At 61.7% G+C, this 12,111-nt stretch carries 12 protein-coding genes; 7 read left to right on the top strand and 5 right to left on the bottom strand.

Annotated elements, in window-relative coordinates; all coding sequences use genetic code 11:
* Positions 1 to 5 precede the first annotated feature (5 nt).
* The 5 genes from ACYQ47_RS20210 to ACYQ47_RS20190 form a co-directional block, all read right to left on the bottom strand.
* Entirely contained in the window at positions 6 to 1,067 is a 1,062-nt protein-coding gene (locus ACYQ47_RS20210) for a homocysteine S-methyltransferase family protein (protein WP_459906580.1), read from the bottom strand.
* 213 nt (positions 1,068 to 1,280) lie between these two features.
* Positions 1,281 to 1,538: a BTH_I0359 family protein gene (locus tag ACYQ47_RS20205; RefSeq protein WP_244826831.1), complete on the bottom strand. Its 258-nt coding sequence runs from the start codon at positions 1,536 to 1,538 to the stop codon at positions 1,281 to 1,283.
* A gap of 135 nt (positions 1,539 to 1,673) precedes the next feature.
* A complete protein-coding gene (locus tag ACYQ47_RS20200; RefSeq protein WP_459906579.1) occupies positions 1,674 to 2,465 on the bottom strand; it encodes an alpha/beta fold hydrolase in 792 nt (263 codons plus the stop codon).
* A 137-nt stretch (positions 2,466 to 2,602) separates the two neighbouring features.
* On the bottom strand, positions 2,603 to 3,772 hold the full coding sequence (locus ACYQ47_RS20195) for a DUF3108 domain-containing protein (protein WP_459906578.1): 1,170 nt from the start codon (positions 3,770 to 3,772) through the stop codon (positions 2,603 to 2,605).
* A 114-nt stretch (positions 3,773 to 3,886) separates the two neighbouring features.
* Positions 3,887 to 4,696, bottom strand: coding sequence for an IclR family transcriptional regulator (locus ACYQ47_RS20190; RefSeq protein WP_459906577.1), 810 nt, complete (start codon positions 4,694 to 4,696; stop codon positions 3,887 to 3,889).
* Between the two features lie 106 nt (positions 4,697 to 4,802).
* Between ACYQ47_RS20190 and ACYQ47_RS20185 the strand changes: the two genes are divergently transcribed.
* From ACYQ47_RS20185 to rfaE2, 7 genes are all read left to right on the top strand, one after another.
* Positions 4,803 to 5,789: a fumarylacetoacetate hydrolase family protein gene (locus tag ACYQ47_RS20185; protein WP_459906576.1), complete on the top strand. Its 987-nt coding sequence runs from the start codon at positions 4,803 to 4,805 to the stop codon at positions 5,787 to 5,789.
* Between the two features lie 126 nt (positions 5,790 to 5,915).
* Positions 5,916 to 7,088, top strand: a complete 1,173-nt coding sequence (locus ACYQ47_RS20180; RefSeq protein WP_459906575.1) for an ABC transporter substrate-binding protein — start codon at positions 5,916 to 5,918, stop codon at positions 7,086 to 7,088.
* A gap of 18 nt (positions 7,089 to 7,106) precedes the next feature.
* Positions 7,107 to 7,934, top strand: a complete 828-nt coding sequence (locus tag ACYQ47_RS20175) for an enoyl-CoA hydratase/isomerase family protein (RefSeq protein WP_250525309.1) — start codon at positions 7,107 to 7,109, stop codon at positions 7,932 to 7,934.
* Between the two features lie 36 nt (positions 7,935 to 7,970).
* A complete protein-coding gene (locus ACYQ47_RS20170; RefSeq protein ID WP_250508496.1) occupies positions 7,971 to 8,705 on the top strand; it encodes a PhaM family polyhydroxyalkanoate granule multifunctional regulatory protein in 735 nt (244 codons plus the stop codon).
* Between the two features lie 329 nt (positions 8,706 to 9,034).
* Entirely contained in the window at positions 9,035 to 10,033 is a 999-nt protein-coding gene (locus tag ACYQ47_RS20165) for a MerR family transcriptional regulator (protein WP_309841170.1), read from the top strand.
* A gap of 393 nt (positions 10,034 to 10,426) precedes the next feature.
* A complete protein-coding gene (locus tag ACYQ47_RS20160) occupies positions 10,427 to 11,302 on the top strand; it encodes a ferritin family protein (protein ID WP_244826839.1) in 876 nt (291 codons plus the stop codon).
* Positions 11,303 to 11,449: 147 nt separating this feature from the next.
* The gene (gene rfaE2, locus ACYQ47_RS20155; RefSeq protein WP_459906574.1) at positions 11,450 to 11,932 is read left to right on the top strand and encodes a D-glycero-beta-D-manno-heptose 1-phosphate adenylyltransferase; all 483 of its coding nucleotides are present in this window, start codon (positions 11,450 to 11,452) and stop codon (positions 11,930 to 11,932) included.
* Positions 11,933 to 12,111: the final 179 nt, after the last annotated feature.

Genomic DNA, 12,111 nt, shown 5'->3' with positions numbered 1-12,111 from the left:
CGTCGTCAAGCAGCGTCGCGATACTGCGAGGGAAACGCGCGCGGCTTCACCTCGGCAAGCGCCTTCGCGATCTCCGCAATATGCTCCGGCGTCGTCCCGCAGCAACCGCCCGCAAGGTTCACGAGCCCCGCCTGCGCAAACTCCTTCAGCAAGCCCGAGGTCACATCCGGTGTCTCGTCGAAGCCCGTATCGCTCATCGGATTCGGCAGGCCCGCGTTCGGATAGCACGAAACGTAGGTATCGCAGAGCTTCGCCAATTCGGCGATATACGGACGCATCAGCGCCGCGCCCAGTGCGCAGTTGAGGCCGAAAGTCAGCGGCTTCGCATGACGCAGCGAGTTCCAGAACGCTTCGACCGTCTGTCCCGACAAGATGCGGCCCGACGCATCCGTTACCGTGCCCGAGATCATGATCGGCAGGAGTTCGTTCGTGTCCTCGAACAGCTCGTCGAGCGCGAAGAGCGCGGCTTTCGCGTTCAAGGTGTCGAAGATGGTCTCGACGAGGAACAGATCGCAGCCCGCGTCGAGCAACGCCTTCGCCTGATCGTAATAAGCCTCGCGCAATTCGTCGAAGGTCACGTTGCGCGCGCCGGGATCGTTCACGTCGGGCGAGATGCTTGCGGTCTTGGGCGTCGGTCCGATCGCGCCCGCCACGAAGCGCGGCTTGTCGGGCGTGGAGAAGGCATCGCAGGCGGCACGCGCGAGCTTCGCCGACTCGACGTTCATCTCGATAGCCAGGTCTTCCATGCCGTAGTCGGCCTGCGCCACGCGTGTCGCGCCAAACGTATTCGTCTCGATGATGTCCGCGCCCGCCGCCAGATACTTGTCGTGAATCTCGCGGATGATCTGCGGCTGCGTGATCGAAAGCAGTTCGTTGTTGCCCTTGATGTCGCGTGCGTAGTCCTTGAAGCGCTCGCCACGGTACGCGGCTTCGTCGAGCTTGTAGCGCTGGATCATCGTGCCCATCGCGCCATCCAGGATGAGGATGCGTTTCTGCAAGAGCGCGGGGAGCGCGGCGCCGCGCGTGTAGACGCGCGAAGGAGCTTTGGATGTGGCGTTCTGGTTCATGACGGACGGGCCCTGCACCAATGTGAAATAGTCTGCATTGTAGCCGCAGCGCGGCTCGATCGCCGTGTGCGGGAGCGCTCGCGGACATGGCGCCGATGCAAAAAAAGAACCCCGCCTGGTTGCCCGGACGGGGTCTTTCGTGTCGCATGCTGCCATGATCACCGCTGCTGGAGCGGGCGCGACGCGGCACTCAACCGCGCGCGCAGTCGAGTTTCAGTGGAGCACCACCGGCTGATTCATCAAGATATCGAACTGACCGAGGAATTCATCGACGTCTTCGAGCGACGGTTCTTCTTCGATCAGTTTCTGCACGTGCTCGCGAAACTTGGCGGCAAGCGCACCGTCGATGAAGATTTCCCGCTGCGTATTTTTGTCGACGATCTCATAGCCGCCCGACATCATCGCAAGATGATTGTCCTGCGGCGGGAACTCGACGACGCAATAGTTAGGGCTGTTGTAGATCATTTGCATGGCGACACTCCTTATTCCTGTTGCTCCTGGCAATCCTGCACCGTAATTGGAGCGCTCGGGTGGGAATTCAAGGGGTGGCCTCGACGTGATGCCGGTTTATCGAGGCTTTCTTGTGAAGCTTTTGACGCGGAAAGCTTATGACGCGGACGTGCGCAAGAAGTCATTCAACAATGCGCAAAACCGTTGCGACTCCTCGACCGGGCTCAGATGCGCTGCGTTGAGTAGTTCGAATCGCGCGCCTGGTACGGTATCGGCAATCACCTGAGATGCAGCATGTGGCGTGCCACTGTCGTGCTCGCCGGCAATTACCAGCGTGGGTTTGTCGATGGCTGCGAGCTTGTCCCGGACGTTGAAACGGCTGATTGCTTCAGCCGCGCGGGCGAAACCTTCGACGGGCGTTTGCGCAATCGTTTCGCCAATTTGCTCGACCACTTCCGGATGCGCCTTGCGAAATTGCGGCGTCAGCCAGCGTTCGAGCGTTGCATCCACCATACTCGCTACGCCGTTTTCGCGCACGGAAGCTGCCCGTTGACGAAAGGTAGGCTGCGCTTCTTCTGGAATAAACGCCGGCGCACCGACGACCGTCAGCGAATCCACTTTATCCGCATGGTTGATCGCAAACGTCTGCGCGACCATGCCGCCAATGGATAAGCCCACAAGGTGCGTGGTCTTTGCGCCAAGCTTGTCGAGCAATTCGGCCAGGTCATCGGCGAGGTCCCTGATACTGAACGCGTCCTGCGATACCGCAGTCCTTCCATGTCCGCGCAGGTCATAACGCAACACGTTGTAGCCATGACGGAAGTATCCCGCCATCTGGTCCCACACCGAGAGATCGCCTCCAAGTTGGTGGATGAAGGTGAGCGTCGGGCCGCCTCCTTCATTGTCGAGAACATACCGTGTGTCGATGCCATTGATCGTCAACTGCATATCGGCTCCGTGGAGAATGCGGTTTGCGCTGCTGTCTCCGTTTTTCGTGCGCGCGGCGGTGTCAGTTCGAGGTCCGGGCAACTGCATTGCCGTGACGCGGATTCTTCATACGCATCCGGCGTGCCTGAATCGTCGTCTTAGCGCGCATCGGGAGCTATCCCCAACTTGTCCGCCCACAGCATTTCGATCTGCATGCCATTCGGTTCGGTTTGCAGGATACGCACAGGCAGCCAGCCGAGCGCGGGCGCGAGCCAGATGTCGAGCTTGCGTTTGTCCCCTTCGCGGCGCGGCAGGCGCGTGAAGTGGCGCGCCGTGGTGAATCCGCCGCGCGACTGCACGTTTTCGTCGCCGACGGTTTCGAGTGCCCAGACTTCGTTGCTGTCGTTATCGGCGACGCTGAACTGGCGCGTCACGCCCGGCTTGTATTGATCGGGCGATCCACGCACCAAACTGGACAATTGCATGACCACGCTGAAGCGGTCCTGCGCGCCATCGGCGAGCGGCTGGCTATTGGGCGTACGCGTATAGACGATCTGTCTGGTCTCGCGATTGAACACGGCGATATCGGCGGCGCGGCGGCCGCGTTGTTCGGAATACTGGTCCGGCGCGATGCCGAAGGTATCGATGTGACCTTTGCTCGAGTAGACGTATGGACCGACGAAGGGCAGCGGAATGGAAACGACCATCTCGTAATGCTGTCCATCGTTCGTCCAGTGAATGGTGCCGGTCTGATTCATAACGCCGTTCACGAGCGTGTCGTAACGAAGCTCGCCGGATGGCGGCACGCTGAATTTGTCGCCGGATGCGACGGCTGGCTGCGATGCAGGCACGGCAGCTTGCGCGGATGCAGAAGCGGCAGAAGCGGCAGAAGCGGCTGCAATCGCGGCGGCTTGTGCTTGGGCGGTGTCGTCATCGGCAACGACTGGGGTGACAGGCGGCGCGGGTGTTGTTGAAGGTGTAAGCGTTGGCGCCGGTGCGGCTGGTTTCGGCTGGGGTGTGGGCTTCGGTGGTTCGACAGCCTTCGTCGGTGCAGGTTTGACGGGCGTCTGTGCAGGCGTGGGAGGCTGTGGCGCAGGCGGCGCAACCGGTTTCTGTGTCAACAGTTCGACCTGCACGGGTGGGTTTTCCGGCGGCGGATTAACCGGCCGTTGCGCACGGCCAACCCAGCGCATCGCGCCCAGGTGCAGACACACGACGATCAGAATGACCAGCGCCCAGCGGCCCCAGCGGCGCGGAGGGTTTTCGGCATCGGATGGCTCGCCGGATGCAAAAGCGGTACTTCGACGGCGAAACGGGAAAAGTGGCATTGAACGAAGCGACGGAAAGGCGCGTGTTACGGAACACGAGGAACGTTTTCGACACATTTGAACGAAACGATGTTCCTTGAATGCGCCTCGCACGCGAAGCTTTTACAAAACGCGTCAAAGCGAGCGCTCGGCTACCGCATAACCCAGCTCATACGACAAACCGCGCGCGCATTCACGCAGCGCGGAATCGATTTCACCGCCCCAGCGCGTGTCGAACGCGCCTTCGTGACCCAGTGCGATCAAACCCAGTGCGAGTTCGCCCGTTGAATCGAAAACCGGCGTGCAGAATGCATGAATCGATGGCAACAGCATGCCTTCCACGCGCGCCGCGCCCTGTTCGCGCACATCGGCAAGAAGCGGCTCGACATCCGCGAGCGTTTTCTTCGTGGTGGCGAGTTCACGCGCGAGCATCGCCTGCGTCTTGCTGCGCGGCAGGTAAGCCGCGAACAGCAGACCAGTTGCCGACGAAAGCAGCGGCATGACATCGCCGAGCTTGAGCGATGCCTTCGCCGGATAGCTCGATTCCATCCAGTGCACGACGGTCGGCCCCTGATTGCCCCACACGGCGATGCCGACCGTCTGATCCAGCCTGTCGCGCAATTGCGCAAGCGCCAGGCGCGCGAGCTTCACGCCATCGACGCGTGCAAGGCGTGCCAGTCCCATCTGCAAGGCGAAGCCGCCGAGCTCGTAGCGCCCCGACAAAGGATCTTGCGATGCCAGCCCAAGCCGCACGAAGCTCACCAGATAGCGATGGGCCTTCGCCGGGCTCATGCCGGCCCGCTGCGCAAGATCGCGCAACATCATGGCACGCGGTTCGTTGGTGAGCACGTCGAGCAGACGAAAGCCGACTTCGATCGATTGGATGCCCGAGCGGGTTTTTTCTGAAGCGGTGTCGACGAGGTCGTCGTCCTGGGTTTCATCCATCTGGAGCGCGTAAAAGGGCTTATGCCGAATGGCCGACTCATCGACCGGCGATTCACCATCGTAAAATAGATTTTCCTTAACGTCATCACGGCTTACCCTTCGCTCTATGAAACTCGCCACGCTGAAAGACGGCACGCGCGACGGCCAACTCGTCGTCGTCTCGCGCGACTTGCGCACCGCGGCCATCGCCGATGGAATCGTCTCGACGCTGCAACGCGCGCTTGACGACTGGGCCTTCTATGCGCCGCAACTCATGGACGTCTACGAAGCGCTGAATCAATCGCGCGCACGCAATAGCTTCACGTTCGAACCCAAAGCCTGCATGGCGCCGCTGCCGCGCGCCTTCCAGTGGGCGGACGGCTCGGCCTACGTGAATCACGTCGAACTCGTGCGGCGCGCGCGCGGCGCGGACATGCCGCCCGAGTTCTGGACCGATCCGTTGATGTATCAGGGCGGTAGCGACGATTTCATCGGGCCGACGGACGATATCGTGTGCGCGTCCGAATCGTTCGGCATCGACTTCGAAGCGGAAGTGGCGGTCATCACGTCGGATGTCCCGATGGCGCCCACGCCCGATGAAGCGTTGAAGAGCGTGCGCTTGCTGATGCTCGTCAACGATGTGTCGCTGCGCAATCTGATTCCGCCCGAACTGGCGAAAGGCTTCGGCTTCTTTCAGAGCAAGCCCGCGAGCGCGTTCGCGCCCGTGGCCGTCACGCCCGACGAACTCGGCGACGCCTGGAGCGAAGGCCGCGTGCATCGCCCGATGATCGTGCACTGGAACGGCAAGAAAGTCGGTCAGCCGGAATGCGGCGTCGATATGGTCTTTCACTTCGGCCAGTTGATCGCGCACGCGGCAAAGACGCGCAACCTGCGCGCGGGGTCCATCGTCGGCTCGGGCACCATCTCCAACAAGGACGCGCGGCGCGGCTACTGCTGTATCGCGGAGAAGCGCTGCCTCGAAGTCATCGAGCACGGCGCGGCAGAGACGGAGTTCATGAAGTTCGGCGACAGCGTGAAGATCGAGATGTTCGACGAGCGCGGCAAGTCCATTTTCGGCGCGATCGATCAGGCCGTGACGCAACTGGAGCACTAAGGCACCGAGCGCGCGGCGGGGTTTAGCCCGATGCGTCGCGAGCCTTTGCCGTCTTACACTTGCCGGGCGCTGCGGCGTGAATGAAGTTCGAACTAAAGCGCGAATAAAACAACAAGGAGACGTTCCATGCGCAAAGGCAAGTGGAGGATGGCGGTGGCGGCGCTGGCATTCGCCTCGGTGTTCATGACGACCGGGGCCATCGCGCAGACGCCGCACGTGAAGATCGGTCTCGTGCTCTCGCTGACGGGGCCGGCTGCATCGCTCGGCATTCCGGCTCGGGAAACCGTCGCGCTTCTGCCCAAGGAAATGGGCGGCCGAGCGGTCGACTACATCGTGCTCGACGACGCATCCGACACCACGCAAGCGGTGCAGACCACGAAGAAGCTGATCAGCGAAGATCAGGTCGACGCGATCATCGGTTCGTCGATCACGCCGAACTCGCTCGCCATGGTAGATGTCGTGTCGCAAGGTCAGACGCCGATGATCTCGCTCGCTTCATCGGCGAAGATCATCGAGCCCGTGGACGACAAGCGGCGCTGGGTCTTCAAGACGCCGCAGACCGACGCGATGATGGCATCGGCCATTGCGGAACACGCGAGCAATCACGGCGTGAAGACGATTGCGTTCATCGGCCAGGCAGACGCGCTCGGCGAAACCTTCTACGCGGAAGTCGCGAAGTTCGCGCAGATTCACAAGATCGAAGTCGTGGCCAACGAGCGGTTCAATCGCACCGACCCGAGCGTGACCGGCCAGATTCTCAAGATTCTTGCGGCGAAGCCTGATGCCGTGGTCGTCGGCGCGGCGGGCACGCCTGCCGCCTTGCCACCCAAGACGCTCGCGCAGCGCGGCTTCAAGGGCAAGGTCTATCACAACCACGGCGTGGGTAATCGCGATTTCCTGCGCGTGTGCGCCACGGACTGCAACGGCACCTTTCTGCCTGCGAGCCCGGTGCTCGTCGCCGCCCAGTTGCCTGACGATCATCCGGCGAAGCGCCTCGCGCTCGACTACATCAAACTGTATGAAACGAAGCAGGGCGCGGGCTCGGTCTCCGCGTTCGGCTCGTATGCGTGGGATGCGGGCATGCTGCTCGATCGCGCCGTGCCCATCGCGTTGAAAGCGGGCGCGCCCGGCACGCCCGCGTTTCGCGCCGCGCTGCGCGACGCGCTCGAAAGCACGAAGCAGTTCGCCGATACCAACGGGCAGGTCAACATGACGCCCAACGATCACATCGGTCTCGATCAACGCGCGCGCGTAATGGTCGAGATTCGCGACGGCAAATGGATCTATCAGCCGCGCTGAACGCAACCTGACATCGACATGACCGACCTTGCCCTGTACTCGAATTACCGCTCGCTCGAACTGCGCCGCCATGCGGATGGCGTGCTCGAAGTCGTGATGCCCGGCGCGGGCGCGAACAAAAGCGGCCTCTCTACCGCCAATGCCAACATGCATCGCGAACTCGCGGAAATTTGGCGCGATATCGACCGCGATCCCGACACGCGCGTCGCGCTGATTCGCGGCGAAGGCAAGGGCTTTTCGGCGGGCGGCGATCTCGGGCTCGTCGAGGAAATGGCCAACGACTTCGACGTGCGCGCCCGCGTGTGGCGCGAGGCGCGCGATCTCGTGTACAACGTGATCAACTGCAGCAAGCCTATCGTTTCCGCCATGCATGGTCCGGCCGTCGGCGCGGGACTCGTCGCGGGTTTGCTCGCGGATATCTCGATCGCATCGAAGACGGCGCGCATCATCGACGGCCATACGCGCCTGGGCGTTGCAGCGGGCGATCACGCGGCCATCGTCTGGCCGCTGCTGTGCGGCATGGCCAAGGCCAAGTACTATCTGTTGCTATGCGAGCCGGTGAGCGGCGAGGAAGCGGAACGCATCGGGCTCGTGTCGCTCGCGGTCGAGGAAAGCGACTTGATGCCGAAGGCGCTCGAAGTCGCGAACCGTCTCGCGCATGGCTCGCAGACCGCGATCCGCTGGACCAAGTACGCGCTGAACAACTGGCTGCGCTCGGCGGGACCCACATTCGATACGTCCCTCGCGCTCGAATTTATGGGTTTTGCAGGACCAGACGTGCACGAAGGCATGCGCTCGTTGCGAGAGCGTCGCGCGCCGGACTTCCCCGGCGGCGCGCCGTTCTGAATTGGGGCACCCGAACACCTTGCTGAGGAGAGAACAATGACCGACAACGCCGGCGGCAACTCGCCATTCACGATGCCCGGTTTTCCCGGATTCGGCCAGGCCGACATGATGGGCAAGATGTGGGAGCTGATGCGCCTGAATCCGTTCGCCGCCGCGATGCAGGGCGGCGGTCAGGGCATGGGTCCGTCGCTCTCGGCGATGTCCGACATGATGGCGCCGCTCACCAACATCGAGGAACTCGACAAGCGCGTGACCGACATGCGCGCGGTCGAGCAGTGGCTGAAGCTCAACCTCAGCATGCTGCAATCGGCGATTCAGGCGCTAGAAGTGCAGCGGGCGACACTCGCCACGTTGCGTGCGTTCGGCGCGTACGCGCAGACGTCGATGGAAGGCAAGCAAACGCCTGCCGAGAAGCCGAAATCTGCAGCCGGCTGGCCGATGACCGGCGCGGCGAAGGAAACGCCTCCGCCACAAGCGGCGGCGCAACCGGCGGCGTCGAGCGAGGAGTCGGAAGAACCCAATGCGGATGCCGCGCTGCCGCCCGGGTTCGATCCGAGCGGCTGGTGGAACGTGCTGCAATCGCAGTTCAACCAACTGGCGCATCTCGCCATGATGCAGCCCGGCATGACGGGCGCGCCGGGTGTACAGCCGGAATCCGGTGACGCCGCAGCGTCCTCGACATCCGACTCCGATAACGGCGACAAGGCGTCCGATACCGCCGCGAAGAAAGCGCCCGCAAGGAAAGCCGCGCCGCGCAAGAAAGCAGAGTAGTCGAGCTAGCTGCCGGGGGCACACACATTCCTCCGGCTTATTTTTGCTTTCGGGCAAGTTCCTCGTATGCTCTGCCCGATTCCACTTTTAACGCTCGGCGTGCGTCCAAACGCCAACCCACTCCGTATATCCAATAACGCAACAGTCCGCCCGGACGTATCGCGGGCGGTTCGTTGTATGGCAATCGTTCGTTCCCCGCAATCGCAACGCCGATGATCAGACTAGTTTTTGTCTATGATTGGATGGTTGTTCGGAAGGTTTTGTCCAACCGCGTTGCCGGGAACGCCCTGTGCGAGTGTACGTGTGTTCGCTTTCAATCCGAATTGTCCATGACAAATCAATCTGAGCAAGAATTCGAACGGGTGCCCGACGGGACGGCGTCATCCGAAAGATCGTCCTACAGCCATTCGGCTGAATTCGCGGTATCCGGCGTTGGTATCGGTGCAATCGCGCAGGAAATAGGTCTGACAAAAGACACCTTGCGCGTTTGGGAGCGCCGCTACGGCTTTCCGCAACCCATGCGTTCCGCCGGCGGCGAACGCCTGTATCCGCAAGAGCAGGTATCGAAGCTGCGGCTCGTCAAACGTCTGCTGGATGCGGGACATCGGCCGAGCAAGGTTCTCGTGCAACCAGTCGAAGCACTGCAGGAACTGGCGCAGTCGTCGGGTGTGGGACAGGATGCGCCGGACGTCGAACTCGATCACATGGTTTCGCTGCTGCGCTCGGGCGCTTACGACGAGTTCCGTTTTCTGCTCCTGAAGCGCGCGACCCGCGACGGTTTGGAACGTTTCGTCGTGGACGTGGCGGCGCCGCTCGCGGCGCGCGTCGGCAATGCGTGGGCGGCGGGTACGCTGCAGGTGTACCACGAGCATCTCTTTAGCGAGGCGATTCAAAGCACTCTGCGTTCCCTGATTCGACCGCTCTCCGATGCGCTGCGCGGACGTGGCGGACGGCCGCGCGTGCTGCTCACCACTTTGTCGGGCGAAGGTCACGGGCTTGGCATTCTGATGGCCGAGGCCATGTTTACCCTGTCTGAATGCGACTGCATGCAGCTCGGCCTGCAGACACCGCTCACCGATATCGTCGAAGCGGTGAAGATGCATGACATCGATATCGTGGCGTTGTCGTTTTCGGCCGTGCTTCCGGCACAGTCCATCGCCAATGGCGTAACGGACCTGCGCAACATGCTTCCACCACACGTGCGCATTTGGGTCGGCGGTAGCAGTCCTGCATTGCGTCGCAAGTTTCAGGAAGGCGTCGACCACCTCCCTGGACTTGGACCTATCGACGAAACAGTGGCCGAGTGGCGTCAATCCGCCGTGCTATGATCGGCGAACGCCGCTGACGTAGGGCTCGGCGCAATTGCGCCGAGCCTCGACCATGTCACATGACAGTCGGCAGCGGTAGGCATCATCGGCGGAACAACGCCTCGGGCAGCACACGCGGCTGCCGATCGAACATACCTCAGGCACAGGACTCGCTCCTCACCCACGGTAGAAAAGACGCTGACAACGCAACATTGCACGTAAGTGCAGTGTTTACGCGGAGCGCAACGCGTACCGCGCGCCATTATCTGGCGCTTCATTGTCGGTTTTCGTCTTTGGCCGTCGCAATCCCGCGTAAAATTGAAAGCTTGGCTGCTTGCGTGCAGCAATTCGCGCCGCACGCTCGTGCCGAAGATCTTAGATATAACGTCGCATAAGTGGCATCAGGGGTGGACAATGAACACCATGCTTTATCCGGAACTGTACAAATCGCTGGAATCCGTCCGTTGGGACATGGAGAAGGACATTCCATGGGACAAGTTCGACGCGTCTCTGCTCACCGACGAGCAGGCCAAGACGATCAAGATGAACGCGATCACCGAATGGTCCGCTCTTCCTGCAACCGAGATGTTCCTGCGTGACAATCACAACGACAGTGACTTCTCGGCTTTCATCAGCGTGTGGTTTTTCGAAGAACAGAAGCACTCGCTCGTCCTGATGGAATATCTGCGGCGCTTTAAACCCGAGTTCGTGCCGAGCGAAGAAGAACTTCACGAAGTGCGCTTCGAATTCGATCCCGCGCCGCCGCTCGAAACGCTCATGCTGCATTTCTGCGGCGAGATTCGCCTGAATCACTGGTATCGCCGTGCGGCCGAATGGCATACCGAGCCTGTCATCAAGCATATCTACGAAACCATTTCGCGCGACGAAGCGCGTCACGGTGGCGCGTATCTTCGCTACATGAAGAAGGCGCTCGTGCAAGCGGGCGACACTGCGCGCGCCGCCTTCGCCAAGATTGGCGTGTTGATGGCGTCGGCGCGTCGCACGGAAAAGCCACTGCATCCCACGAATCTGCATGTGAATCAGGCGCTCTTTCCGCGTGATACGGTGCAGTCGCGTCTGCCGGACCCCGAATGGCTCGAGCGCTGGCTCGACGACCAGATCCGCTTCGACGACAGTTGGGAAAAGAAGGTCGTGGAGCGCATTCTGCACAACCTCTCGATTCTTTTCGAGCGCTCGTTCGTGACCGCGCAGGAGTTGAACCGCTATCGCAAGGAAGTGGTGCAGCGTCTGCAAGCGGCATCGGGCGGTGCGGCGGAACAGCCTGCCTGAGTTCTGGCTGGCTTCGGTCGCAATGGGTGAAACGGCTCGCCGGAGCAATCCGGCGGGCCGTTTTGCTTATGACCTCTGGAGGACGTTCGGAGGAACGTACTCGCGTGGCACAATCGCGCTTCGAGTTCTACTGCACTGAGCGCCGCCATGCCCGCCACTTTCGAACGCAAGATCACCACGCGCGATGCGCTCGCCGCGCTTCGCTCAAACCTCGCCGGACCGGTTGTTTTCACCAACGGCGTCTTCGACATTCTTCATCGCGGTCACGTCAGTTATCTCGCGGATGCGAAAGCGCTTGGCGCGACGCTCATCGTCGGCGTGAACAGCGATGCCTCCGTGCGCACGCTCGGCAAGGGCGACGATCGGCCGATCAATCGCGAAGACGATCGCATGGCGTTGCTGGCGGCGCTCGAGAGCGTGGACTGGGTGGTGAAGTTCGAAGAGACGACGCCGCTGCAACTCATCGATGCAGTGCATCCCGATGTGCTAGTGAAGGGTGGCGATTACGACATGGACAAGCTCGCGGAATCGGCGCTCGTGCGAGGTTGGGGCGGCACGGCGCTGGCCATTCCGTTCGAGCATGACCGGTCGACGACTGCGTTGCTCAGGAAGGTTCGCGCGCGGGGTTGAGGTGCTTACCGGGCGTAGGCGCAAGGCACGGGAATCGCCCGTCAAGGCTGCGCGCATTCATTCGCCAAGGCACACATAAAAGTTTGCACGCCGAGCAGTACATGCACTCGACGCCGAATTGCACACCGACAAACACGAGGACACCGCCGGCGCGGATGCGAGCCCACGCATTCAATCAC

Source organism: Caballeronia sp. HLA56 (assembly GCF_054655155.1).
The sequence above is the reverse complement of the archived record's forward strand: the minus strand, read 5'-3'. Positions and strand labels throughout refer to the sequence as shown.